At 62.8% G+C, this 24,972-nt stretch carries 21 protein-coding genes and 1 tRNA gene; 1 reads left to right on the forward strand and 21 read right to left on the reverse strand.

Annotated features, from left to right (window positions below; genetic code table 11):
* Positions 1 to 247 precede the first annotated feature (247 nt).
* Complete coding sequence (greA, locus tag CQ019_RS17205) at positions 248 to 742, forward strand: transcription elongation factor GreA (RefSeq protein ID WP_096287727.1); 495 nt, start codon at positions 248 to 250, stop codon at positions 740 to 742.
* Between the two features lie 78 nt (positions 743 to 820).
* Here greA and ilvA read toward each other — a convergent pair whose 3' ends face one another.
* The 21 genes from ilvA to CQ019_RS17310 all read right to left on the reverse strand — a co-directional run bounded on the left by ilvA (position 821) and on the right by CQ019_RS17310 (position 24,753).
* Positions 821 to 2,092 carry a threonine ammonia-lyase gene (gene ilvA, locus CQ019_RS17210; RefSeq protein WP_096287729.1) on the reverse strand — a complete coding sequence of 424 codons (1,272 nt, stop codon included), beginning with the start codon at positions 2,090 to 2,092 and terminating at the stop codon, positions 821 to 823.
* The gene (locus CQ019_RS17215) at positions 2,093 to 3,283 is read right to left on the reverse strand and encodes an AI-2E family transporter (protein ID WP_258133612.1); all 1,191 of its coding nucleotides are present in this window, start codon (positions 3,281 to 3,283) and stop codon (positions 2,093 to 2,095) included. It lies immediately after the preceding gene.
* 209 nt (positions 3,284 to 3,492) lie between these two features.
* Entirely contained in the window at positions 3,493 to 4,314 is an 822-nt protein-coding gene (locus tag CQ019_RS17220) for a Bax inhibitor-1/YccA family protein (protein WP_096287733.1), read from the reverse strand.
* Between the two features lie 789 nt (positions 4,315 to 5,103).
* Positions 5,104 to 5,185: transfer RNA gene (locus CQ019_RS17225), tRNA-Leu, on the reverse strand.
* Positions 5,186 to 5,304: 119 nt separating this feature from the next.
* A complete protein-coding gene (locus tag CQ019_RS17230; protein WP_105570249.1) occupies positions 5,305 to 6,687 on the reverse strand; it encodes an NAD(P)/FAD-dependent oxidoreductase in 1,383 nt (460 codons plus the stop codon).
* A 252-nt stretch (positions 6,688 to 6,939) separates the two neighbouring features.
* Positions 6,940 to 8,469, reverse strand: a complete 1,530-nt coding sequence (locus tag CQ019_RS17235; protein ID WP_255248491.1) for a S8 family serine peptidase — start codon at positions 8,467 to 8,469, stop codon at positions 6,940 to 6,942.
* 60 nt (positions 8,470 to 8,529) lie between these two features.
* Positions 8,530 to 9,456 (reverse strand): Ppx/GppA phosphatase family protein, encoded by a 927-nt coding sequence (locus CQ019_RS17240; RefSeq protein WP_105553911.1) that lies wholly within the window; start codon positions 9,454 to 9,456, stop codon positions 8,530 to 8,532.
* Complete coding sequence (locus CQ019_RS17245) at positions 9,453 to 10,145, reverse strand: DUF501 domain-containing protein (protein ID WP_105570250.1); 693 nt, start codon at positions 10,143 to 10,145, stop codon at positions 9,453 to 9,455. Before CQ019_RS17245 ends, CQ019_RS17240 begins: the two co-directional genes overlap by 4 nt.
* Before the next feature lie 56 nt (positions 10,146 to 10,201).
* Positions 10,202 to 11,047 (reverse strand): septum formation initiator family protein, encoded by an 846-nt coding sequence (locus CQ019_RS17250; protein ID WP_105570251.1) that lies wholly within the window; start codon positions 11,045 to 11,047, stop codon positions 10,202 to 10,204.
* Between the two features lie 101 nt (positions 11,048 to 11,148).
* Positions 11,149 to 12,429, reverse strand: a complete 1,281-nt coding sequence (gene eno / locus CQ019_RS17255) for a phosphopyruvate hydratase (protein WP_105553914.1) — start codon at positions 12,427 to 12,429, stop codon at positions 11,149 to 11,151.
* A 108-nt stretch (positions 12,430 to 12,537) separates the two neighbouring features.
* Entirely contained in the window at positions 12,538 to 13,206 is a 669-nt protein-coding gene (locus CQ019_RS17260) for a MazG nucleotide pyrophosphohydrolase domain-containing protein (RefSeq protein ID WP_105570252.1), read from the reverse strand.
* Positions 13,207 to 13,219: 13 nt separating this feature from the next.
* Complete coding sequence (locus tag CQ019_RS17265; RefSeq protein ID WP_105570256.1) at positions 13,220 to 13,771, reverse strand: pyridoxamine 5'-phosphate oxidase family protein; 552 nt, start codon at positions 13,769 to 13,771, stop codon at positions 13,220 to 13,222.
* 112 nt (positions 13,772 to 13,883) lie between these two features.
* Positions 13,884 to 15,065: an adenosine deaminase gene (locus CQ019_RS17270; RefSeq protein WP_374954812.1), complete on the reverse strand. Its 1,182-nt coding sequence runs from the start codon at positions 15,063 to 15,065 to the stop codon at positions 13,884 to 13,886.
* Between the two features lie 102 nt (positions 15,066 to 15,167).
* A complete protein-coding gene (locus CQ019_RS17275) occupies positions 15,168 to 15,842 on the reverse strand; it encodes a DedA family protein (protein ID WP_096287751.1) in 675 nt (224 codons plus the stop codon).
* Positions 15,843 to 16,147: 305 nt separating this feature from the next.
* Entirely contained in the window at positions 16,148 to 17,461 is a 1,314-nt protein-coding gene (locus CQ019_RS17280) for a thymidine phosphorylase (protein WP_105570253.1), read from the reverse strand.
* A 60-nt stretch (positions 17,462 to 17,521) separates the two neighbouring features.
* The gene (locus tag CQ019_RS17285; RefSeq protein WP_096287755.1) at positions 17,522 to 17,932 is read right to left on the reverse strand and encodes a cytidine deaminase; all 411 of its coding nucleotides are present in this window, start codon (positions 17,930 to 17,932) and stop codon (positions 17,522 to 17,524) included.
* 8 nt (positions 17,933 to 17,940) lie between these two features.
* The gene (locus CQ019_RS17290) at positions 17,941 to 19,212 is read right to left on the reverse strand and encodes an ABC transporter permease (RefSeq protein WP_096287811.1); all 1,272 of its coding nucleotides are present in this window, start codon (positions 19,210 to 19,212) and stop codon (positions 17,941 to 17,943) included.
* A 5-nt stretch (positions 19,213 to 19,217) separates the two neighbouring features.
* On the reverse strand, positions 19,218 to 20,426 hold the full coding sequence (locus CQ019_RS17295; RefSeq protein ID WP_105553938.1) for an ABC transporter permease: 1,209 nt from the start codon (positions 20,424 to 20,426) through the stop codon (positions 19,218 to 19,220).
* Positions 20,427 to 20,446: 20 nt separating this feature from the next.
* Positions 20,447 to 22,081, reverse strand: a complete 1,635-nt coding sequence (locus CQ019_RS17300; RefSeq protein WP_105570254.1) for an ABC transporter ATP-binding protein — start codon at positions 22,079 to 22,081, stop codon at positions 20,447 to 20,449.
* A 123-nt stretch (positions 22,082 to 22,204) separates the two neighbouring features.
* Positions 22,205 to 23,293, reverse strand: a complete 1,089-nt coding sequence (locus CQ019_RS17305) for a BMP family protein (RefSeq protein WP_105553919.1) — start codon at positions 23,291 to 23,293, stop codon at positions 22,205 to 22,207.
* Positions 23,294 to 23,556: 263 nt separating this feature from the next.
* Positions 23,557 to 24,753 (reverse strand): amidohydrolase, encoded by a 1,197-nt coding sequence (locus CQ019_RS17310; RefSeq protein WP_105553939.1) that lies wholly within the window; start codon positions 24,751 to 24,753, stop codon positions 23,557 to 23,559.
* Positions 24,754 to 24,972 lie beyond the last annotated feature (219 nt).

A 24,972-nucleotide genomic window follows, 5' to 3' on the forward strand; every position in this document is an offset into this window, starting at 1 on the left:
TATTTCCCAAACACGACTATTATCGTTGGAAAGTACGTTTAACCCCGCATCGGTTTGTGCGCCTAGTTGAAAAGCAACTGGGACAGGAGCCTAGCGGGGTCTTTGCTTGCATCCGCCGAAATTCGACAGATCGCCAATTCGTACCGAATCTGACTTCTTCAACGCCACCGCATGGTGGCGTTCGGCTTTGCCGTCCACCTCGGACGGTTAACAGAAGAAGTCCCTGACAGACCAAAGGAAGTACAACGTGAGCACCAACAGCAACGAACCTGTCGTGTGGCTGACTCAGGAGGCCTTCGACCGCCTTCAGAACGAACTGACCTTCCTCTCCGGCCCAGGCCGCACCGAAATCGTTGCCCGCATCGAGCAGGCACGTTCGGAGGGTGACCTCAAGGAGAACGGCGGCTACCACGCTGCTCGTGAGGAGCAAGGCAAGGCCGAGGCCCGCATCCTTTATCTCAAGGACCTTCTGCGCCGCGCCCACGTAGGCGAAGCGCCCGCAGATGACGGAGTGGTCGAACCAGGCATGCTGGTGGGTGCCACCATCGCTGGTGATGAGACCACTTTCCTGTTCGGTTCCCGTGAGGTTGCCGGCGACAGCGACCTTGAGGTGTACTCGGAGCAGTCCCCAATCGGCAAGGCAGTGCATGGCAAGAAGGTTGGCGACAAGCTGACCTACACCGCGCCCAACGGCCGCGATATCGCCGTGGAGATCATCTCCGCCACGCCATACGAGGGCTAGTCCCCCACGCATCAAAAGCAGCTGGCCTGACACTTGAAAAAGTGTCAGGCCAGCTGCTTTTCATCTGTAATTTCGAAATTAGGCTACCGAGCCGCCAGCGCTGTTCGTGATGTGCGGGTCGAAGCCCTCGGCACGCAGATTATCCAGCACATGCTCGGAATGCTTATGGCCCTTGGTTTCCAAATCGATGGTGATCGCTACATCGCCCATGGACAGCGAGCCGCCGATGCGCGTGTGGTCCAGACGAGTCACATTTGCATCCGATTCGGCGATGACCCGCGAGATGGTCGCCAACGCACCTGGACGGTCCGGCAGCATGATGCGCACGGTCAGGAAACGACCGGCTGCGTTTAGACCACGCTGGATCACCTTGAGCATCAGCAGCGGATCGATATTTCCGCCCGAGAGGATCACCACGGTAGTCGCCGGGTCAATTCCATGGGCTTTCAAACGGTCCTCCAGCAGGGCCGCGACGCCTACGGCACCAGCCGGCTCCACAACCAGCTTGTTGCGCTCCAGCAGCACTACCAGCGCCTGCGCCAGCGCATCTTCGGAGACCGTCACCACGTCATCAACGAGTTCCTTGATGATGGCAAACGGCAACTGGCCCGGCTTGCCCACCGCGATGCCATCAGCGATGGTGTGCACCGTGTCCAAGGGCACCAGTGCATCCGCGGCCAGCGACGGAGGGTACGCGGCGGCATTTTCTGCCTGCACGCCGATCACCTTGATGTCGCGGCCCAGCTGACGAGCTTTCTCCTTCAATGCAATGGCCACGCCTGCCAGCAGGCCGCCGCCGCCCACGCCCATCAGCACGGTCTCCACTTCCGGAAGCTGCTCCAGGATTTCCAGGCCAATAGTTCCTTGGCCGGCAATGATGTCGGGGTGGTCGAAGGGGTGCACAAACACCGCACCGGTTTCATCGGCAAAACGCTGCGCCTCGGCCAGCGCCTGATCGACGGTGTCTCCATGCAGCACCACTTGCGCGCCGTGGTCTTGGGTGGCCGCAAGCTTCGGCAGCGCCACCCCGCGCGGCATGTAGATGCGTGCTTTAATTCCTAGATGCGCCGCCGCTTGGGCCACACCCTGCGCATGGTTGCCTGCCGAAGCGGCCACCACTCCGCGGGCCTTCTCTTCGGCGCTGAGCTTTGACATGCGCACATAGGCGCCACGGACCTTGAAGGAACCCGCGCGTTGCAGGTTCTCGCACTTCAAGAACACCTCGGCGCCTGCATGCAAGGAAAGTACCCGAGAGTGTTCGATCGGGGTGCGGGCGATCACCGGTTCGAGCACCTGTGCTGCGTGTTCGATATCCGCCAAGGTGACAGGTAGTTCTGGCTTGCTGCTCATCTATTCCTCATTTGCGAAGTTCTCGGTGCGCCGGCTCACCGGCGGTTGTTCGGGGGAAGTTTCGGTGGGCTGCTCTGGAGGGGCGTGAGGATCCTCGCCAACCCCATATTGTTCGCGGACGAACGGGTCATCGTCCCATCCGCGCCGAGCTAGGTATTTCACCACCGAATTCAATACGGCCATGATCGGTACGGCGAACAGCGCTCCGGGGATGCCAGCCACCATGGCTCCGCCGGCGACTGCGAGCACCACTGCCAGCGGATGCAGGCTCACCGCCTTGCCCATGATCAGCGGTTGCAGGATGTTCGATTCGGCCTGCTGAACCAGCAACACCACGCCAAGCATGATCAGCGCGTTGATCCAACCGTTGGCGACCAGCGCCAGGAGCACCGCCAATGCGCCGGTAACCAGCGCGCCGATGATCGGGATGAAGGAGCCAACGAAGACGATCACGCCCAGTGGCATCGCTAGCGGAACGCCCAGGAAGAACGCGCCAAAGCCAATGCCCACCGCGTCAATGAAAGCCACCAGCAGCTGCACGCGCACGTAGCGCACCAGAGAGAACCAGCCGCGGCTCATCGCGCCGTCCATGGCGGGACGGGCGCGAAGAGGCAGCAGGTTGATCAGGAACAGGCCGATCTTCCGTCCATCGAGGAGCAGGAAGATCAGCGTGAACAGGGCCAGCAGGACTCCGGTGACGATCTGGCCGAGCGCCGAACCCCAGCTGATCGCTTCGCTCAAGATATTCGTGGCGTTCGAGCGTAGCTGGCCTAACGCGTCATCGATGACGTTTTGCAGGTCGTCATTGGTTAGCTGCAGGGGGCCATTAAAAAGCCAATCCTGGACCTGTTCCAGCCCTGCGATCGACTGGTTCCACAGTGCTGCGAACCCGGCGGAAAGGCGCTGGCCAGCCATCGATAATCCGCTCACCACCAACGCGAGGAAGCCAAGCACGGTGAATCCCACGGCCAATCCGCGCGGCACCGCCAACTTACGATTCAGCACGTTGACGATAGGGGAAAGCAGACCGCTGATCAGTGCGGCGATCATCACCGGGATCAGCAGCAAAGACAGCTGCGACAGGAGCCAGACAATCGCGCCTACGGCGGCGGCCACCACGAGGAAACGCCAGGACCACCAGGCCGCTAGCCGCACCCCATAGGGCATGTCATCCGCATCATGGAAATCCACGTTCGCTGAGCGTGGAGTCGGTCCCGGGCTGGTTTTAGCTGGTAGCACCACTCGGAACCGGCGCAGTCGCGACAGCCGGTTACTCTTCATTTCTCTAAGTTACCGTGAGTTCCGCGCCGCACCGGGATCCATGTCGGTATTGTGACACAAAAAACAGAACCAGTGCCCGTATTGGGCACTGGTTCTCAAAATCTATTCCAATATGGTTATTACTCTTCGCGCAGAATAGCCAGAATGCGCAGAATCTCGGTGTAGAGCCAGACCAGGGTCATGGTCAGGCCGAAGGCACCGCGCCAAGCCATGATGGCCGGGGCACCCTGGCGGGAAAGCTCCTCGATCATGGTGAAGTCGGAAACCAGCGCGTAGGTCGCAAGCAGGACCGCAACGACACCGATGATGACGCCGAGCATACCGCTGCGCATGCCGAACATGCCGTCAACCGTACCTGTCATCATCATGACCATATTGACCAGCGAGAAGACCACCATGCCGATCATCGCGATCATGAACATCTTGTTCAGCTTCGGGCTCATCCGGTACTTGCCCGAGCGGTACAGCGCCAAGGTCACGCCGGCGACGCAGAAGGTCGCGACGACCGCCTGGATTGCGACACCCGGGTATAGCCCGTTCAGGAACTGCGACAAGCCGCCGAGGAACAAGCCCTGGGCTACTGCGTACAAAAGAATGAGTGCCGGCGATGGCTTCTTCTTGAACACGTTGACCAGGCCCAGCACGAAACCGACCAGCGCGCCTGGCAACATCAGGATTGGCACAGCCCAGCCCGCTGCGGCGCCAAGCACAACAAGTCCCAAGGTAAGGATGGTCTTATTGATGGTGTCACCGACCGTCATGCGACCGGTGTCGTGGCTAGTGGCCGATGGCTGCTGGTACATGCCCTGCAACTGGTCGGCGCTGAGGTTGCCGGATTCGTGGAATCCGACCGGACTGCCTGCATTGGAGCCAGTGCCCCAGTTTGCAGACTGGTTCTTGGAACCGAAGATCGGGTTACCGCTCAACCTGAATTCCCCCATAAGTCGTTTGTTCAAGCACAAGCCCATCGCCTGTGTCCTGCTACCGATCTTATTTGGGTTTGCTGTGAATCGGCTCAGCCATAGGGATGATATCGATATATTTAGCCTGAATTATGCCTAGAGCGTGTGCATCTTCCGCTTCGCTTCATGGTTAGGCCGCTAGCCACGTTAATTGCGAGCGACAGAACTCCAATCCCATCCCCTTTGGCCCGGCAGCATGGGGGAATTTTTGCATGCAGCGTCGCAATGCAGAGCCAGAGGGAATCGCCTCGTGGAGATGGCCTCCTGCAAGTGGTGGCCCCGCCGATAGCAATAGCCTTGTGTGGTTTCAGTACCGTCCGATGCGGAAAACCAGGCCGTCCTGGCTTGCTTCCGCGCGATTCATGAGCTCTTGATGTGATCCATTTTTCTGCATTGGCAATGGCGCAGAGAATTTCAACGAGTTTTTTCGAGGGCTGGGCTGCGGGGGAAATTGAATCCTGGAGTTCCCAATACCCGGCATGCTCGACGTCGCCATAGCAATCCGGGGCCGGGACGTACAGTCCGTTGGAACTAGTTGCTTGGGGCCTCATGAGCCAATCCAAGTGGCAGAATCCAGCTCTGGAATTTGTTCCTGAGCTCCGCGGAACCAGGACGCTTCAGCGTCGCCTGTACTCGGTCGGTGGCCGAAGGACTGATGTAGATCCGCTTCGCCAGAATCGACAAGTCAACTGCAAAGCACCAGTATTCAAGCAAAGCAAAGGCCGCTACTTCCCCGTGTTTACAGGTAAGCAGCGGCCCTTTCACAGGTGCCCCCAGTGGGACTCGAACCCACAAGCCTTTCGGCAGCTGATTTTAAGTCAGCCGTGTATGCCAATTCCACCATGAGGGCAAGACTCTAAAATCTTACGCGATCAGATCGTAAAATCTGAAATTCCCGCATCGATCAGTGCCACAGGGGCCAGAAGTCACTTCCGGCCCCTGTGGCGATCATTCGTCGATCAAAACAGCTTACTTCGCTGAAGCAGCCTTCTTGGGATTAGCCGATTCTTCGAAGGCCGCGCGAGGGGTCTCCAAGTTGTTCAGCTGCACCGCGTCGCGCGAGAAGAACCAAGCAACCATCCAGTCGCCCAGGACGCGGAACTTGCGCTCGAAGGTTGGCATGGCCATACCGTGGTATCCGCGGTGTGCCATCCAAGCTGGCCAGCCCTTGAGCTTCAGGCCAACTACCTTGGCGACGCCCTTGTTCAGGCCGAAGCCTGCAACTGCGCCGAGGTTCTTGTGCTTGTACTCCTTGATGGTGCCTACGCCGTAGCGCGATGCATACAGGTTCTTCGCCAGCAGCTTGGCCTGGCGCACTGCGTGCTGTGCGTTCGGCACGCAGGTGCCATCCGGCAGACCGCCGGTGACGTCCTTCACGGCCGAGATATCGCCGGCAGCCCAGGCGCCGTCCAACGGGTTGCCGTTCTCATCCTTGATCCGCAGATCGGTGCGGGTCTCGATGCGACCGCGCTGTTCGATTGGGAAATCGGTGGAGCGCACCATCGGGTTCGCCATGACACCGGCGCACCAGATCAAGGTGTCTGTGCCGAATTCGCCGGCTGGGGACTTGTCTGCCATATTGATCAGCTGCAGGTTTCCGTCGGTGGCATCTGCCAGCGAGGTGTTCAGCAGGACCTCGATACCGCGGCTGCGCAAGTGGTCAACAACCCACAAGGCCTGCTCTTCGGTAACTTCCGGCATGATGCGGCCCATCGCCTCAACGAGAACAAAGCGGACTTCCTTCTCATCGACGCGGTCGTTGAGCTTGACCAGGTGACGAGCCATGTCTTCAAGTTCGGCAATGGTTTCGATGCCAGCGAAGCCGCCACCAACCACAACGAAGGTCAGCGCGCGCTTGCGTGCAACCGGATCGGTCATATTCGCTGCGGACTCTATGCGTTCGGCAACCTTGTTGCGCAGTGCTACCGCTTCTTCGATGGTCTTCAGTCCGATGCCTGCATCGCCCAGTCCCGGAATCGGGAAGGTGCGGGTGATGGCGCCAGCGGACATCACAATATCGGTGTATTCCAGCTCGAATTCTTCACCGCTGACCGGGGCGACAACGGCCTTCTTGCTAGCGTGGTCAATGCTCAGCACACGGCCGTTAACCAGCTCGGAGTGCTTCAGGTGCGCACGGTGGGAGACCACCGCGTGGCGTGGTTCGATATTGCCACCTGCAACTTCTGGCAGGAATGGCTGGTAAGTCATGTATGGGTTCGGGTCTACGACGGTGACGATGCCACCGTGGTCCTTGACCTTCTTCTGCAACTTCATCGCGACGTAAAGGCCAACATAGCCACCGCCAACGACAAGAATGCGCGGACGCTTCTGGGAGCTTTCGATGATCGACATACTCTTGATTCTACGCGGAATATCGGAGTTAGTGAAAACATTCACTAACTTTCTCTGTTGCCTTCGTCTCTCCGCCCGCACAAGTTCCTGCCGCGGCGGAGCGCACCGGGAGAATTCCGCGCTTTCCAGCTGAAAACCTGCCCTGGAAACGGTTATCGGACACCGGGCGCCTACCGCCACGGGTTAACCCGAACTGGCGGTGAGCCAAAGGAGGTCTATCTCCTTTGGCTCACCGCCAGCAACAAGTTTCGGCTACTTATCGTCTTCCGGGATTTCGTCGAATAGATCGCGCCCATCGCCCGACTTGCCGACCTGCAATTTACTCAGGGCCGCGAGCTCGGCTTCACGGATTTTCTTTTGCCGTCGGGCACGAATTCCTACCTGCGCTCCCCCGCCGAGGAGTACCAGCACCAGCAGGATTCCACCGCCGAGCACAATCACCGGCTGCAGTGCCGGGGCCGAGTCATCGGGAAGGATCGGTTCGGGAGCCGCTACGGGATCCAGCGTCGACTTCTCCATGGAGACCCCTGGATCCGGCGCCTCGGTCTTTTCATCTGAATTTCGGCGATGGATCCGAATCCACTCGGTAATGGTGTTCATTGGATTAGTCTCGGCCACCGGCACATTTGCGGTCAGCGCCGCGTGCGCATCGATAATGCCGTAACCGTACAGATTGTCCACACCGGCCGCGCCGGTGTCCTTGGCGGTCTGCAGGATTCGGTTGATCACCTGTGGCGCTTTCATCTCCGGATGCTCGGCGCGAATCAGCGCGGCCACGCCGGCGACCAGCGGCGCAGCGCCCGAGGTACCGGACCAGCGGGCGTATCCGCCGCCGGGCAGGCCTCCGACGAGCTGTTCGGCGGGAGCGGCGACACCGATGGAGATACCCTCGGTGGAGGAATCCTTCGAAGCCTTGCCCGACTCATCGACCCCGGCGACCGTCAGCACGCCGGGGATCGTTGCCGGGGCACCGACCTGGCTCATCCCGCCCGAACGGTTGCCCGCGGCGGCCACGATGACCACATCCTTGTCCTCCGCGTACTTGAACGCGTCATCCCAGCTTTCGGGCCACGCCGGCGAGGTGGAGCCAAGGGACATGTTGATCACCTTCGCGCCGGAATCAACTGCCCAGCGCACCGCCTTGGGGATCTGCTCCTCGACGGGAATGCCCGAAGGGTTTTCCCCGCCCATCCACAAGGACACCGAAAGCAGATCGGCTTCCGGAGCGACGCCGAGCACTCCGTCATTGCCCGCACGCAGGGGCGGCACCTTCTCGTATTCGGGTTCCTCGGGGACTTCTACCGGCTCTTCGTCGTCCGCTTTGTCTTCATTTTTTTCTTCGGCGTTCTTCTTCGCGCGTTCCCACGCGGCCTTCAGCCGTTCGTTCTCGGACTTGATCCGCTCAATTTCTTGCTTATTGTTGCCGCGCCCGCCCAGCAAGGTGGCCACCAGGGTTCCGTGCTCGCTCATCACACCGATCGGCCTATCGCCCTTAGGCCCGCCGGAACCAGACATGTCCGCCCCGCCGGCGATCGCGCCCTTCAGATCAGGGTGGCTGGTATCGATGCCGGTATCGATGATAGCGACCTTGACGCCTTTGCCCTTGGTGACCTTGTGCGCCTCGGTAATGCCCTGGGCCGCCAACCAGTATTCGCTGCTGCGGATATCGTCCGCATGGGCCGGAGCGGCGCCAAGCACCGTAGCCCCGGCCAGTAGCGCCGCCAACACGGCAGCCAACAAGGTACGCGCCGCGACGGGCTTGCCGGTAGTCAAGTGACCCACGATCATCTCCTCGCAAGGGGCTCCGGCATGCCGGGCCAGTAGGGCTAGAACTGCAGTTGGCTAGTTACGCGCGGCCGAGGCCGTGATTCCATCGAGAATATCGTGCTCCGAGGCGATCAACGTCATCGGACGGTTTTGGCTGGTTCGTTCGAGGTAACCCAGAATGCGTTCCACGATCAACGCGCCGGCCTGAATCACATCCACGCGTCCCGGATGTATGAAGCCCAACGCTTCGCGTTCCGCACGGCTATAGGAGAGCATTTCACCGGTGGCTCGGCGCATCTGCGGGAAAGAAAGCTGGGCGCCGTGGATGGCTGCCGAATCATAGGCGCTCAACTTCAGCGCCTGCGCGGTGAGGGTGGTAAAGGTACCGGCCACCACGATCACCGTATCCACCTGGGACACATCGACTCGGCCGTCCAGCGTGGCCAGCGTGTCATCGATGAACTCGATCGCCCCGTCGCGGTCGGCAAAGCGTTCGGTCACCCGCACGCAACCCATATCCAGCGAGGCCGCGGCCAGCGGTCCGGAATCGTCGCCGAGGACAAATTCGGTGGAACCGCCGCCAAGATCAATGACCAGCAGCTGGCCGTCCTTGGCGTGGCGCACCGAGGCCGCGCCGGTAAAGGACAGGCTCGCTTCTTCATCTCCGGTGATCACCTCGGGGCTCACGCCCAGGATGCCGGTGACGGTGGACAGGAAGACCTCGCGGTTCGAGGCATCACGCGCCGCGCTGGTCGCCGCAAAACGGATCTGCTGGACTGAATGCTCATCGCACAATGCCTTGTACTCGCGCACCGCGGCGAAGGTACGTTCCAAAGCTTCGGGAGCGAACCCGCCGGTGGCGTCCACGTCCTGGCCCAGCCGAACCACGCGCATGGTGCGCACGACGTCACGCAACTGCACGCCGTCGGACTCAACGGTGGCATCCGCAATCAGCAGGCGGATGGAGTTCGTCCCGCAGTCGATTCCCGCTACGCGCATCAGGCTTGATCCGCTTCGGTGGCTTCGCGCTCGGCACGCTTGCGTGCGCGCTCGGCGCGTTTCACCGCCGGGTCAACCCGCTCTTGGGTCTTCACATGGCGCGATCGATCCAGGCTCGGAGCCTCGCCGGAGGTATCCCAAGCGCCTTCGCAGAAGCATTTGTCCTTGGTCCACCATTCCGCGATCCCCGCGATGGCCTCGTCACCCAGCGGGTTCACGCCCTCGCCGGCCGCCAGCGAATGCCCCACGAGCACATGCAGGCACTTCACCCGGCTCGGCATGCCGCCGGCCGAGACGCCGTCGATCTCCGGGACCGCCCCGGTGCCCGAACGCTCGCCGATCGCCTCGCGGTTCGCCAGATAGGACTCGTGCGCCGACACATAGTCGGCGGCCAGCTGCGAATCCTCGCCCAAGCGATCGTTCATGGCGCCCATCAGCCCGGCGGCTTCCAACCGGGACACCGCGGCGGTGATGACCGGATGCGCCAGGTAGTAGGTGGTCGGGAAGGGGATGCCGCTGGAAAGCCGCGGGGCGGTGGTCGCCACCAGCGGATTGCCGCACACGCAGCGTGCACCGATCTCCACCACATCGCGTACCGGACGGTTCAGCTGGCGGCTGAGCGTATCCAGGTCCTGCTCGCTGGGAACACGTCCGGCGGCATCGAGGGCTTCGCGGATTGGCTTATCAGTCAAGTTATCGTCTTTTCGCGTCGTGTGGTTCGTCCCTGGTGCAGGGAGCCGGTAAGTTATCAGTCGGTCGCCGAGCGATGCACCGAATCGAGCAGCGCATCAACCCATGGAAGATCGGCGCGCACCTCATAGGTGCTGCCATTGCTTGTTTGGACTTCTTCCTCAGCTGGAAGTTCGCCCACCACCTTGTACAGCTTTTCGCCCGGCATCACCAAGTTTATCCGTTCGCGGGCCTGCTGCTTGATATACAGCGGATCGTCCCAACGTGCGATCTCGGCCTTCAGATCGTCGCGCTGCTGCTCCTTCGCGCTGATCGAGGCACGCAGTTCGTTGATTTCGGTCATTTGGGTGCGGTAGAAGTTCACCGTGGGCACCAGCATCACGGCGAAGAACGCGAGCACTACCAGCAGTGCGGCCACGCGTCCGGAGAAGCGATGGGCCGCCACCGGTTCGCCGGCCGGCGGCTGGCTGTGGGCCTCGGCCTTCTCCCCCGGCTTGCGGCGGACTGCGGCGGAGAACTTCACCCGGTCATCGCGGCGGCGTTCGCTCTGCTTCTCCTTGGCACGTTCGCGCAGCGGCGCCTTCGGTTTCCCCGCGGCAGGCTTGGCGGCGGGCTTGGCTGGCCGCGGCGCCGCGGGCGCGCCAGAAGAACCGGTGCCAGCTGTTTTGCGTTCCGGGGATGGAGCCGTCCGCGCCCTGCGCGCCGCCGGAGCATTCCTTTTCGCGCTTGGTACCACGTGCAACGCGTCGGTGGCTGGCTCCGCCTGGTGGGCCCCACTGGTTTCACTGCGCGCGCCGGCTGCCGGTGCTTCGTCTATTTCGCTACGTTCACCGGAGTCAGCTTCCGGTTTCCCGGTGCTTGCTGGGGTGTTTCGTCGCGGCATGCGCGGTGGTCGCTGCGCCATACTCCCCCATTCAAACTCGTACTTCCAACGGTATCTCCATTAAATAACGATAAGCCCGTCGGTATCCAACTACCGACGAGCTTATTCGTTTTATCTGAAGATTAGCTGTTGAAACGCGGGAACGCGCTGGTTCCTGCGTAAACTGCTGCCTCGCCCAGGTCCTCTTCGATGCGCAGCAGCTGGTTGTACTTCGCTACGCGCTCGCTTCGGGCCGGGGCACCGGTCTTGATCTGGCCGGCGTTGGTGGCCACGCAGATCTCGGCGATGGTGACATCTTCGGTCTCGCCCGAACGGTGCGAGGTGATGGTGGTGTAGCCGGCACGCTGGGCCATCGAGATGGCGTCCAGGGTCTCGGTGAGGGTGCCGATCTGGTTCACCTTGACCAGCAGCGAGTTCGCCGTATTGGTCTTGATGCCCTGAGCCAGGCGTTCCGGGTTGGTGACGAAGAGGTCATCGCCGACCAGCTGCACCTTGTCGCCGATGTTGTCGGTCAGGGTCTTCCACCCTTCCCAGTCGTTCTCATCCAGCGGATCCTCGATGGATACCAGCGGGAAGTCGGCAACCAGCGAGGCGTAGTAATCGCTCATCTGCTGTGCGCTGCGCGCTTCGCCTTCGAACTGGTAGGCGCCGTTCTCGTAGAACTCCGAGGAGGCCACGTCCAGCGCCAGGGCAATGTCCTTGCCCGGGGTGTAGCCGGCGCGCTTGATGGCTTCGGTGATCAGTTCCAGTGCGGCGCGGTTGCTTGGCAGGTTCGGCGCGAAGCCGCCCTCGTCGCCCAGCCCGGTGGACAGCTTCTTTTCCTGCAGTACCGACTTGAGGTTGTGGTAGACCTCGACGCCCCAGCGCAGGCCTTCGGAGAAGGTATCGGCGCCCAGCGGAGCGATCATGAATTCCTGGATGTCCACATCGGAGTCGGCGTGCGAGCCGCCGTTGAGGATGTTCATCAATGGCACCGGCAGCACGTGGGCGTTCGGGCCGCCCAGGTACTTGAACAGTGGCAGGTTGGCGCTGGCGGCCGCGGCGTTGGCCACGGCCAGGGAAACGCCCAAGATGGCGTTGGCGCCGAGCTTCGACTTGTTGGCGGTGCCGTCCAACTCGATCATCGCCTGGTCGATGGAGCGCTGGTCTGTGGCGTCCAGGCCCTCCAACTCATCGGCGATCTCTTCGATTACCGACCCAACGGCGCCCAAGACGCCCTTGCCGAGGTAGCGCTTCTTGTCGCCGTCGCGACGTTCCGCGGCTTCGAACTGGCCGGTGGAAGCACCGGATGGAACCGCGGCGCGGCCATGGGCACCATCGGTAAGTAGGACCTCGACCTCAACGGTCGGATTTCCGCGGGAATCAAGAATTTCGCGCGCGTGAATGGCGTCAATCAATGCCATGAGTAAGGACTCCTTGTATAAAGGGGTTGTCTAAGGGCTGGTCGATCCAGCGGTCCGATCGACCGTTGGCACCATTGCCTGTTCCCTAGCCTAGCGCTTCACCCCTTGTTAGGGCGACGTTGTTTCGCGCTTCGTTCCAGCATAATTTTTCGCCAGCGCGTCGCGCAGCACCGTTTCGGCATCCAAGCCAAGCTCCTCGGCCCGCGCCGAGAGGGCCAGCAGTTCGGAACTAAGGCTCTGCGCGTCATGCACCCGCTCCCGGATTTCGCTGGTGGGCTCCGGCAGTTTCGCGGCCCCCGCACGCCGGTGCCGGTCCAGCAGCTTTTGCGCCAGCGCCAGCGAGGGAAGACCGGCGGGAAGCCCGGCATTCTTACGCCGCGGCGCCCCGGCGCGTTCGGACTGCTTGGCCGCATCCCAAATTCGGATGATCTCAGCGATGTCCGTGGTGATCACCGGTTCGAGCCCACCCTGGGCATCGAAGACATGCCGGTTGCGGCTTTGCAGCTTGTCGGCCAGCGCCTTGGCCACCTCCTGCAGGCCGAAGTGCTCCCGTTCCTCGGCGATCCGCGCATGGAGCAGGATCTGGAAGAGCAAGTCCCCGAGCTCCTCGCACAATAGCTGCGCATCCTGCGCGCCAATCGCGTCGAGCACCTCATAGGATTCCTCGATCAGGTAGGTGCGCAGGGACTCATGGGTCAACGCGCCGGTCCAGGCGCAGCGCTCCCGCAAGGTCCCGACGATCCAGATCAGCCGGTCTAATTCGCTCTCGCTTTGCATGCCTACAAGCTAATCACATGGATGCGGGCAGCCCGGGCAGACCATCGATGCTCAGCAAATTCTTCTGCGTGCGGTACTCTTCCATGCCCGCGGCGCCTTTTTTCTCGGCCTGCAGGCGCAGCAGCTCCCGTTCCCCGGCGAGCTCCATCACCGGTACTCCCCAACCGCAGGAGTCGCTGATCCGGGTGAGCTGAACCGAAATCACCGCGCGGGTGCTTGGATGCTCCGGGTGCAAGGCAACAACCTTCTCGAAGATTTCCTCGCCCGGCAGGTGAACCGCCCCGCGCCCGTGCAGGCGCACGATGCGTGGCCGGTCGTCGAAGGAATTGAACATCAGGCACACCCGGGCGTTTTCCCGGATATGCGCGATGGTTTCCACCCCGCTGCCGGTGTAGTCCACCCAGGCCACCTGGTTCGGGCCCAGCACCGAAAAGGAGTCATGCCCGCGCGGGGAGATGTTCACATGCCCTTGGTCCGATAGCGGCGCGGTGGCCACGAACCACATCGGCTGCCGTTGAATCCAGGTCTTCAGGTTCTCGTCTATGCCCTCAAAGATTTTGCCCACAAATTCGAGCATAGTGCATCGATTTCGGCTCCCGCCACCCTGCCTCGGGCAGGGTTAAACGTCGCAAGGGCCACCGGTTCGGTGGCCCTTGCGCGAATGATTGCGTCGAGAACTAGATCTCTTCGTAATCCTCGTCGTCGTCCTCATCGTCGTCTTCGTCGAGCAGGTCGGCGTAGTAGTCGTTGATGTATTCGACCAGCAGTTCACGCATTTCCAGCGGCACGAAGGCCGCCTCGGCGGCGTTCAGCGTCAGATCCAGCAGGTCTTCGAGATCGTAGTCGAAGGCCTCGACCAGCAATTCGAATTCATCGGACAGGCCCGTGCCGCTCATCAGCCGGTTGTCCGGGGAGATGGTGACGTTGAACCCGGTCTGCACCAGCAGGTCGATCGGGTGGGATTCGATTCCCTCGCCGAATCCGGCGGTGGCGCCGGTCTGCAGGTTCGAGGACGGGCAGATTTCCAGCGGAATGCCGCGTTCGCGCACCCAGTTGGCTACCGGGCCCAAGGAAACCAGTCCGGTGTCCTGGTCCAGGGTTTCCCCGTCGTCGTCCACGCCGCCGAACTCGATTTCGATATCTTCCGCGACGCGTACGCCGTGGCCCAAGCGGGTGGCGCGGCCGACCAGGATTGCATCCTTGATCGAGTCCAGCCCGGCGGCCTCGCCTGCGTGCACGGTGGCGGGGAAGAGATTCTCGGCCAGCAGGTCGAAGGCGTCCTTCATGCGCGAAGGCGGGAACCCATCCTCGGGTCCGGCGATGTCGAATCCGACCACGCCCCGTCCGCGGTGGCGCAAGGCCAGCTGGGCGATCTCCAGGCCGCGGTCTGCTTGGCGCATGGCGGAGAGCAGCTGGCCAACCTGAATCGGGTGGCCCTCGTTGTTCAGCGTCTCGCAGGCCTGATCCAGCCCTTCCTGCACGGCGTCGACGACGTCGTCCAGGCTCAGCCCCTCGCGCAGGTGCTGCTCGGGTGCGTAGCGCACCTCGCCGTAGATCACGCCGTCGGCCGCGAGGTCTTCGACGAATTCGCGAGCCACGCGGATCAGCGCATCGCGGGTCTGCATTACGGCCAGGGTGTGGTCAAAGGTTTCCAGGTAGCGTGGCAGCGAACCGGAGTCGGCCGATTCACGGAACCATTCACCCAAGGCTTCGGCGTCGGTGGCCGGCAGCTCGTGGCCGACCTCCGCTGCCAAGTCGATGATGGTTTGCGGGCGCAAGCCACCGTCAAGGTGGTCATGCAGCGAAACTTTGGGCAGATCCCGGAAGTCGAACTCGGGATCATAGGCAAGATGAATCATTTCTTCAGTCACAGGTCGAGCCTAGTCGCAATTCCTCCGCACAGATAGTTCTGCTGGGTAAAGATCTGCGAGCCGCTATGTGACCATCGTCAAGCCGGCGGGTTAACCCTGTTCGCGCTCGGGCGGGACCAGCTCCAGCGCCCCGGAGGTTTCGGCCGGTGCGCCGTTCTGCGTGCGCCGCTTGTACCGGGCAAACACCCGATTGACCAACAGGTCGATGAGGTAGCCCAGCAGCACCGCGAGCACCACCGAGACGATGATTCCCAGCAGTTTGTTATGCGCCAGCCAATTGCCCGCCAACGCTCCGATGCCCACCGAATAGGCGCCCCAGGTGACGCAGCCGATGATGTCGAAGAGGGTAAAGCGGCGGTGGCTGAAGCCCGTGGCGCCCGCCGTCAAATTCACCGCGACGCGGCCCACGGGGATATAGCGTGCGGTGAAAATCAGCAGCGCCCCTGAGGTCTGGAGCTTGCGCGCGGAAAAATTCAGCACGCGTTGCGCCCGCTTTCCGCGCATCCACGCGAAGCCGCGCGCCCCGAGCTTGCGGCCGATCAGGAAGGTGATCTGGTCCCCCACGATGGCCCCGGAAATGCCAAGCACTGCAATCAATACCAGGTTGGGCGATCCGGTGTTCACGCCCACGGCGGCCAGCGAGACCAGGAAGGACTCGGAGGGCACGATCGGGAAAAACGCATCGATCATGCAGAACAGAAACAACAGCGGCAGCACCCACCATGCGCTTGCTGCCTGCGTGATCGCCTCGTTGACCAGTTCCATTAATCTCTGCTTCTTCCCCCGGGCTTGCGCCTGACGCGCCGTGATTCCATTCTCACTCGAGAACTCGCACCGATGCATCCGACCGTCGTCGCATAATGAATTTTATCCATCCACACCCACGGGTGGAGACATCTGTCCAACGATTGAACACCGCCTTCCGGTTCCCGGGAGTTTGCCGGGAGCTAGAGCCGCGCGCGGAGCAGCGGTTCACGACCACCGCGAAAAACGACAGCGGCACCCGACCACGGCGTGGGTCGGGTGCCGCCTTGCGTCGACGAGATTCCGGCGCGTTCGCGGAAGTTCGGCTACTTCGCGGCAATCCGATCGAAGATCAGGCGGGTGTCCGCCCGGTCGGTATCCGAACCGATCAGGATCGACTTTTCCACCAGTTCGATGGCGCGCGGCAGCTTCTGCGGGGTATCGGTCAGCAGCGTCGCGATCGGCTGCCCGCGGCGCACCAAGGCGCCGGGCTTCACATGCAAGCGCACGCCGGCACCTGCCTGCACCGAATCCTCCTTGCGGGCACGCCCCGCGCCCAGGAACCAGGCCGCCAAGCCGATATCCATCGCGTCGAGCTTCAGCAGCGCGCCCTCGGCCGGCGCGTAGACGGTATGCGATTCGGTGGCCACCGGAAGCTTCGCGTCCGGGTCGCCGCCCTGGGCGATGATCATCTGCCGCCAGCGGTCCATCGCCTGGCCGTTGCCCAGCGCGGCGCGCACGTCAACGCCCTTGATCCCGGCACCGGCGAGCATCTCGGTGGCCAAGGCCACGGTCAGCTCGACCACGTCCTCCGGCCCGCCGCCGGCGAGCACCTCAACGGATTCCTCGACCTCGATCGCATTGCCGGCGGTCAACCCGAGCGGGGTGTCCATATTCGTCAGCAAGGCGACGGTATTCACCCCGGAATCGGTGCCCAGGTAGACCATGGTTTCGGCGAGCTCGCGGGCCATCGCCTCGTCCTTCATGAAGGCGCCGGAACCGACCTTCACATCCAGGATCAGCGTGCCGGTGCCTTCGGCGATCTTCTTGCTCATAATCGAGGAGGCGATCAGCGGCAGCGAGTCCACGGTGGCGGTCACATCCCGCAGCGCGTACAGCTTCTTATCCGCCGGGGCCAGCCCGGTGCCCGCGGCGCAGATCACCGCGCCGGCACCCGAAAGCTGGGCGAACATCTCCTCGTTGGTCAATGCCGCACGCCACCCCGGGATGGCTTCGAGCTTATCCAGGGTGCCTCCGGTGTGGCCCAGGCCGCGGCCGGAGAGCTGCGGGACGGCCACCCCGAAGCTGGCGACCAGCGGTGCCAGCGGCAGCGTGATCTTATCCCCCACCCCGCCGGTGGAGTGCTTGTCGGTGGTGGCCAGCCGCTTGCCGTTGGCATCGGTCAACCCGGAGAAGTCCATGCGTTCGCCCGAGTTGATCATCGCGTGGGTCCAGCGCGAAATTTCCGAACGGTTCATGCCGCGGAAGAAGATCGCCATATTCAGCGCGGACATCTGCTCTTCGGCGATGGCGCCGCGGGTGTACCCCTCGATGGTCCAGTCGATCATCTCGCCGCTGAGTTCCCCGCCATCGCGTTTGGTGCGGATGATATCGACGGCACTAAATTTTTCGGCAGCCATAATCTGGTTCCTTACTCGTCAATTTCTCGGAGGTGACTTCGCTACGCAAAAGCGCGCGGGTCACAAGGCAATATCGTTCGGGCCAAAGGCGTAGGGCAGCAGCTGTTCCATGGTGAGGATGCCGGTATCGGTTTTGATCAGCATGTCGGCACCCCGGTGCTCGAAGAGCAGTTGGCGGCAGCGCCCGCAGGGGGTGATCAGTTCGACCTTGCCCGCCTCCAGCTGGCCGAAACAGACAAAGTACGCCAGCTGGCCGCCGCCGGTGGCGAACATTTCGCCGACCATGGCGCACTCGGCGCACAGGGTCACCCCGTAGGCGGCGTTTTCGATATTGCACCCCGAGACGATTCGCCCATCGGTGGTTTGCGCCGCGGCGCCCACCCGGAACTTCGAGTAGGGTGCATAGGCCGTGGACAGCGCCGCCGCGGCCGCAGCTTCGAGCTGCGACCACGGCGCGGTGTTGTTTTCCATGGGGATTGTCATTCCTTCACATACGGTTCGCCGACGGCCGCCGGGCCACGCGAGCGGCCCACCAGTCCGGCGACGGCGAAGATCGTGACCAGATACGGCATCATCGCCATGAACTGGCTTGGCACCGGTGTGCCGATAATCGTCAAGATCACCTGCAGGTTATCCGCGAAGCCGAAGAGCAGCGCGGCGGCGAAGGCTCCGATCGGGTTCCAGCGTCCGAAGATCACCGCGGCCAACGCGATGAAGCCGCGGCCGCCGGAAATCTCCTTGGTGAAGGAATCGATCGCCACCAGGGTGAAGAACGAGCCGCCGATGCCGGCGACGATGCCGCCGAGGGTGACGTTCCAGAAGCGGGTGGCGTTGACCTTGATGCCCAGGGTGTCCGCGGCCTTCGGGTGTTCGCCCACCGCACGCACGCGCAGCCCCCAACGGGTTTTGAACAGGCCGAACCAGACCAGGAAGACCGCCACGTACATCAGGTAGCCGATCAGCGACTGCTTGAACAGGATCGGGCCGATCACCGGGATGGCGCTCAACCCGGGGATCGCGATGATCGGCAGGTGGGCCGGCGAGTTGAACAGTTCCGGATCTTCCTGCATCACCGTGGTGAAGAGGAACCCGGTGATGCCCGAGACCAGCACGTTGAGCACCACGCCGACGATGATCTGGTTGACCAGGTACTTGATTGCGAAGACCGCGAGCACCAGGGAAACCAGCGCGCCGGCGATGCCCGCGGCGATCAGCCCGGCGAAGGCGTTTTTGGTCACCGAGGCGACGATCGCCGCGGTGAACGCGCCACCGAGCAGCTGGCCCTCGATGGCGATGTTGACCACGCCGGCACGTTCGCAGAGCACTCCGGAGAGCGAACCGAAGACCAGCGGCACCGCGAGCACCACCGCGCCGGCCAGCAGGCTGGCCAGCGAAATGCTGTTGATATTCGCCCCGGAGACCACCCAGATCAGGAAGCCCAGGACGAAGAGCACCGCGGCGATCACCACCGCCCAGGTCGGCAGGGCCTGCCCCTTGGCGCGCAGCCTCCACGAATAGGCCGCCAGGGCCACCAGCAGCACCCCGAAGACGATATTCGTGGCCATGCCCGGGAAGACCAGGTCCGGAATCGTGAACGCGTCGGTGGCGGTGCTCAGCGAGAAGTGCGCCGCCTGGCTGCTGCCTAGGAAGCCGAAGCTGATCAGCGTGATCAGTGCGATGACGCTGAGCACGATTGGGGTTTTCTTGCTCGGCAACAGCGTGATCGACGGTTGCAGGCCTTGAGTCGTCATGGTGGTCACTTGGCACCTGCCTTGGTGGTTTCGGCGACGCGCGCGCGTCGCTTGGGGTTCATGCCGAAGATCGATTTCACCAGCGGCGGAGCGGCGATGAACAGCACGATCAGCGACTGCACCACGAGCACGATGTCGATTGGGGTGCCGGTGGAGATCTGCATATTGACCGCACCGGCGCGGAAGGCGCCGAACAGCAGTCCGGCGAAGAAGGTCCCCCACGGGGTGGAGCGGCCCAGCAGCGCCACGGTGATCGCGTCGAAGCCGAGCGAGCCGGCCACACCGGCGGTGAGCACCTTCTCGGTGCCGGCCACCTGGGCGACGCCGGCGGCACCGGCCAGCGCGCCGGCGAAGGCCATCGCCAGCATGGTGGTCCGTGCGACGTTCACCCCGGCGGTCCGTGCGGCCTGCGGGTTATGCCCTACCGCGCGGAATTCGAAGCCGAGGGTGGAGCGCTTGAGCATCCAGGCCACCAGCACCGTCAGCCCGATCGCCATGACGAACCCCAGGTGCAACCGGGAACCGGGCATCGCCGGGAAGGTCGCGTTGGCGTCGAGGATCGGGGAGATCGGGTTCGTCTCGCCGGGACGGCGGAAGGCGGTGGTGTTCATCAAGAAGTCCAGCAGGTACAGCGCCACGTAGTTGAACATGATCGTCAAGATCACCTCGTGCGCGCCGGTGCGGGCCTTGAGCAGGCCCACCAGCCCGCCCCACAGCGCGCCGCCGAGCAGCCCGAAGATGATCACCAGCAGCAGGTGCAGCACCAGCGGCAGGTGCCAGGCGAACCCGACATAGCCGGCCATCGTGGCCCCGATGATGATCTGCCCCTGGGCACCGATGTTGAACATGCCCGCGCGGAAGGCCAGGGCAACGCCCAGGCCCGCGCAGATCAGCGGGGTGGAGACCGTCAGGGTCTCCAGGAACGGGGAGAAGCCCCGTGCGGAGTTGTAGATGGAGCCGTTGAACAGCGCCACGTAGCTTTCGGTTCCCGCGCGCCACAGCTGGGAGAAGAAATCGCTGGGTCGGGCGAAGATGTAGCTGGAGGTCTCGATGACCTTCTTGTCGGTGACCGCTACCAGCAGGCCGCCGATGACCAGGGCGACGATCACGCCGAGCAGCGAGACGATGCCCGGGCCCTGGGTGATCTTGCGGAAGAGCTCGTTGTTCGCCCGCCCGCCATCGGGCTGCGCTGCCGGCTTCTCGGCGGTCGGCATCTCGCCGATGGGGTTCTCGCTCACTGCGCTTCTCCTTCCGCTGCGTTGCTTTCGCCCGGCGCTGCTTGGCCGGGCTGTTTGGTTTCCACCGGCACCGGGGTCGCCTCGACGGGTTCGGCATCCGCCTTCACGTGCCCGGCCTGGCTGGTCGCATCCTCCTGGGAGACTCCGGCCATCATCAGGCCGAGCACCTCGCGGGAGGTGTCCCCCGGCACGATGCCGTTGATCTTGCCCTTGTAGAGCACCGCGATCCGGTCCGCCAGCTCCATCACCTCGTCCAGCTCGGTGGATACGATCAGCACCGGGGTGCCCTTGTCGCGTTCGGCGACGATGCGCCGGTGCAGGAACTCGATGGAGCCCACATCCACGCCGCGGGTGGGCTGCGAGGCGATGAACAGCTTCAAATCGCGGCTCAGCTCGCGGGCCATAACCACCTTCTGCTGGTTGCCGCCCGAAAGGCTGGACGCCGGGTTCAGCGGGTTGTCGGTGCGCACGTCGAAGTCGGCGATCTGCTTGGTCGCGTTCTTCTTCATCGCCTCCAGATTCATCGAAATCCCCTTGCCGAAGGGCTTTCGGTCGTACAGGTCCAGGATCAGGTTCTCTTCGATGGAGAACTGGGTGACCAGCCCGTGCACCGAGCGGTCCTCGGGGACAAATCCCACGCCAGAGCGCAGCACCGCCTTGACCGATTTGCCGACCAGTTCCTGCCCGTCGAGCTTGATCGATCCGGCATTCACCGGCTGGGTGCCGAGGATCGCCTCGGTCAGTTCGGTTTGCCCGTTGCCTTGCACCCCGGCCACGGCGAGGATCTCGCCCTTATGGATGTCGAAGGAGACCCGGTCCAAGGTGGTGGTGCCGGCCGGGTTGATGACGCTCAGCTCGCGCACCGCGAGACTGGCCTCCCCCGGGGTGCCCGCTTCCTTGTCCAGATTCAGCTGCACGGCGCGTCCGACCATCAGGTTGGCCAGCTCGGTGGTGGAGGTTTCGGGGGCGACCGAATCGACGACCAGGCCGCGGCGGACCACGGTGATCACATCGGAGACCGCGCGCACCTCGCGCAGCTTATGCGAGATGAACACGATCGAGGTGCCGTTGGCCTTGAGCTGGCGCATGATATCCAGCAGCTCGTCGGTTTCCTGCGGGGTCAGCACCGCGGTTGGCTCATCGAGGATGAGCACCTTCGCCTCGCGGACCAGCGCCTTGATGATTTCCACGCGCTGCTGCACGCCGACGGGCAAGTCCTCGACGACCGCGTCCGGGTCGACGTTGAACCCATAGCGATCGGAGATTTCGCGGACCTTCTTGCGCGTGACCTGCAGGTCCAGCACGCCGCCGGCCTTGGTGGCTTCGGCGCCCAGGGCGATGTTCTCGGCGACGGTGAACACCGGGATCAGCATGAAGTGCTGGTGCACCATGCCGATGCCGGCGGCCATGGCATCGCCGGGGCCGGAGAATGCCACCGGCTTGTCGTCGAGCAGGATGTGCCCCTCGGTCGGTTGGTACAGACCGTAGAGCACGTTCATTAGCGTGGACTTTCCCGCGCCGTTCTCACCGAGCAAGCAGTGGATCTGGGCATCATCGACGACGAGGTCGATGTCTTTGTTGGCGTAGAAAGAACCGAAGGCTTTCGAGATTCCTCGTAGTTCGAGTTTCACGATTCCACCATCTTTGTTATTCGGTTGCTGGCAGGTGGGCAGGCATAGAGCGCGTCACCTGCACACCGCTCGGGCGGTGAGCGGTGACGCGCTCGGATGACTTATTCTGTGGTGCGCCAAACCCTACTTAGGGCTGGCAGCCGATTCAACCTTCAGCTCACCGGAGATGATCGAGGCCTTCAGGGCCTCGAGCTCTGCCTTGGTTTCGTCGGAAACCTTGGAGTCGAAGTCGTGGAATGGAGCCAGGGCAACGCCCTCGTTCTCCAGCGTTCCGACATATGGGGTCGAATCGAAGTTGTCTGCGGCATCGGCGACGATGACCTCTTCGACGGCCTTATCCATGGTCTTGACCACCGAGGTGAGCATGACGTCCTTGTAGTCCGGCGCGGTCACGTAGCCGTCGGAGTCAACCCAAACCAGCTTGACGTCCTTGCCGGCCTTGTTGGCGTCCTGCACCGCAGCGCCGGCGCCCTTGCCTACCGGACCTGCCACAGGCATGACCACGTCTGCACCGTTGTCGATGAAGTTCTTGGTCACCTGCTTGCCCTTGTCCTGCTTTTCGAAGTCGCCGGTGAACGTGCCGTCCTGCTTCTTCTTGTCCCAGCCCAGCAGCTTGACGTCCTCGCCCTTGTCTTCGTTGAACTTGTCAACGCCGTCGGCGAAGCCGTCCATGAAGATGGTGACGGTAGGAATCTTGACGCCGCCGAAGGTGGCAACGGTGCCGGTCTCCGAGGCGGCAGCTGCCGCATAGCCGGCCAGGTAGGCTGCCTGGGCCGTGTCATAGATGATCGGCTTGACGTTTTCGATCTGCTCCTCGTACTGGAAGTCGACGATCGCGAAGTGCTTCTCCGGGTTAGCGGCAGCGGCTTCGGCGGTTGCGTCGCCGAGCAGGAATCCGACGGTGACCGTCAGATTGCAGCCGGCGTTCATCATGCCGGTGAGGTTGGTGGCGAAGTCGGCGTTCGACTTCGACTCCGCCTCGCGCGGGGTGAAGCCAATATCGTCGGCGGCGGCCAGCAGGCCGCGGTGCGAGGATTCGTTGAAGGACTGGTCGTCGAATCCGCCCGAGTCGGAAACGATGCAGCCAATGTAGTCAGAGTTGCCGGCAGCTCCGCCGGTTTCCTCTGGAGCGGCGCCACAGGCGCTCAATGCCAAAGCAGAAATGCCGAGCATGGCCGCGGCCATACCGGTCTTGCGCGATACGAAGCGCATCTAAACCTCCATGAGTGAAGTGCGAGATTACCGGGAGGCGAGGAACCTGTAACCCCACGAAGATGGCCTTCGCGAGCGGCACAAAAGTACTAGCTTTCCCATCGTTTCCATAGCCTATCGGAGATACGACAGAGGTAAAGACGTGGAAGATTGCAAACCGGTAACTTCCCGAACACGTAACGGCAAGCGCTTAACGTCAAACTCCAAGTCAGATGACGATTTGTTAATGCTTCAAAGAAGTGTTAAAAACTTTTGGGTTTCCCCTAGTTGGCCAGCGCTTCGTCGATGGCCTGCACCGCCGCGGCGGTCATTAAACGCACGCCCGTGCCGATGCATCGTTCATCTGGGTTATAGTCCCCGCGGTGCAGGTCGTAGGTCTTGCCTCCCGGAGTGCGGGTGCCAAGTCGCAACATTGCCCCCGGCACCTTCTGCGTCATCCAGGCAAAATCTTCTCCGCCCATGGACTGCGGGGTCAATTCGATCGCGGCCGCACCAAATTCTCGGCGACCGGCATCTTCGATCAACGCGGTTTCGCTCGGAGCGTTGATTACCGGCGGCACCCCGCGGGTGTGCTGCATCTTGATCTCCACCCCATAGGGGGCTGCCACCTGGCGGACCGTAGCATCGAGCAGCTCACCGGCCGCATACCAGACCTCGCCATCGAGGCAACGCATGGTTCCGGCCAGGTATCCGGTAGCGGGTATCGCATTCGGGGCGCTGCCGGCATGAATCTGCCCCCACACCACCGAGACGGCCGAGCGCACATCGACCTTGCGGCCGAGCACCGCCGGGACCTGGGTGGCGATCTGGCTCATTGCGAAGACGATGTCTTCGGTCAAATGCGGACGCGAGGTATGCCCGCCGCGGCCGTTGACCTCGATCCGAATGGTATCGCTGGCCGAGGTGATCGCGCCGATGCGGGTACCGATCTTGCCCACGTCGATCCGCGGATCGCAGTGCAGGGCCAGCACGCGTGGCACCTCATCCAGGATCCCCTGCTCGATCACCGACAGCGCGCCGCCGGGCAGTTTCTCCTCGGCAGGCTGGAAGATCACCCGAATTTTCCCGTGCAACGCCCCGGCCTCGTCCATCCGCTGCAATGCCAGCGCGACGCCGAGCATCACGGTGGTATGGATGTCGTGGCCGCAGGCGTGGGCCACCCCGTCGGTCAGCGAGGCGAAATCCAGTCCGGTTTCTTCCATCACCGGCAGCGCGTCGATATCCGCGCGCAGCCCGAGCCGGATCGGCCCCATCCCCACGTCGACGAATGCACCGGTCTGCTCCATGGCCACCGGTTCGAGCCCGGCGGCACGCAATGCCGCGAGAATTCGCGCGGTGCTCTGGTGCTCCGCGAAGGACAGTTCTGGGTTGCGGTGCAGCTCGCGGCGGAAGTCGATCAGCGCAGGCAGCAGCGGCTCGGTCCACGGTTGGACGGAAGCTAACTTGCCATTTTCATTCACGGTGGTCACCCCTGTGAGAATACGCCGTCGAGGAATCGGCGACCAGCTGGGCCGTAACCTTGAGCCTAATTACGCAATACAATCCCAGCCCAGGCCCCGGTTCATCGCGAACCGGGGCCAGGGGCACGGGACATTCGCTACTTGCCGCGGATCAGTTCGGCGCAGCGCTCACCGATCATCATCACCGTGAGATTCGGATTCACCGTCACCAACTCCGGC

Origin of the sequence: Arthrobacter sp. MYb229, from assembly GCF_002975405.1 — a bacterium.
GTDB lineage: Bacteria > Actinomycetota > Actinomycetes > Actinomycetales > Micrococcaceae > Glutamicibacter.

Excerpts from the sequence above, each read along its gene's own strand:
- CQ019_RS17230 (WP_105570249.1), bottom strand. The coding sequence starts at position 6,687 with ATGTCGATCATCGAAAGCTCCCAGAAGCGTCCGCGCATTCTTGTCGTT.
- eno (WP_105553914.1), bottom strand. The coding sequence starts at position 12,429 with ATGGCATTGATTGACGCCATTCACGCGCGCGAAATTCTTGATTCCCGC.
- CQ019_RS17275 (WP_096287751.1), bottom strand. The coding sequence starts at position 15,842 with ATGGAACTGGTCAACGAGGCGATCACGCAGGCAGCAAGCGCATGGTGG.
- CQ019_RS17295 (WP_105553938.1), bottom strand. The coding sequence starts at position 20,426 with ATGCCGACCGCCGAGAAGCCGGCAGCGCAGCCCGATGGCGGGCGGGCG.
- ilvA (WP_096287729.1), bottom strand. The coding sequence starts at position 2,092 with ATGAGCAGCAAGCCAGAACTACCTGTCACCTTGGCGGATATCGAACAC.
- CQ019_RS17270 (WP_374954812.1), bottom strand. The coding sequence starts at position 15,065 with ATGATTCATCTTGCCTATGATCCCGAGTTCGACTTCCGGGATCTGCCC.
- CQ019_RS17250 (WP_105570251.1), bottom strand. The coding sequence starts at position 11,047 with ATGGCGCAGCGACCACCGCGCATGCCGCGACGAAACACCCCAGCAAGC.
- CQ019_RS17305 (WP_105553919.1), bottom strand. The coding sequence starts at position 23,293 with ATGCGCTTCGTATCGCGCAAGACCGGTATGGCCGCGGCCATGCTCGGC.
- CQ019_RS17220 (WP_096287733.1), bottom strand. The coding sequence starts at position 4,314 with ATGGGGGAATTCAGGTTGAGCGGTAACCCGATCTTCGGTTCCAAGAAC.
- CQ019_RS17280 (WP_105570253.1), bottom strand. The coding sequence starts at position 17,461 with ATGGCTGCCGAAAAATTTAGTGCCGTCGATATCATCCGCACCAAACGC.
- CQ019_RS17285 (WP_096287755.1), bottom strand. The coding sequence starts at position 17,932 with ATGGAAAACAACACCGCGCCGTGGTCGCAGCTCGAAGCTGCGGCCGCG.
- CQ019_RS17260 (WP_105570252.1), bottom strand. The coding sequence starts at position 13,206 with ATGCAAAGCGAGAGCGAATTAGACCGGCTGATCTGGATCGTCGGGACC.
- CQ019_RS17290 (WP_096287811.1), bottom strand. The coding sequence starts at position 19,212 with ATGACGACTCAAGGCCTGCAACCGTCGATCACGCTGTTGCCGAGCAAG.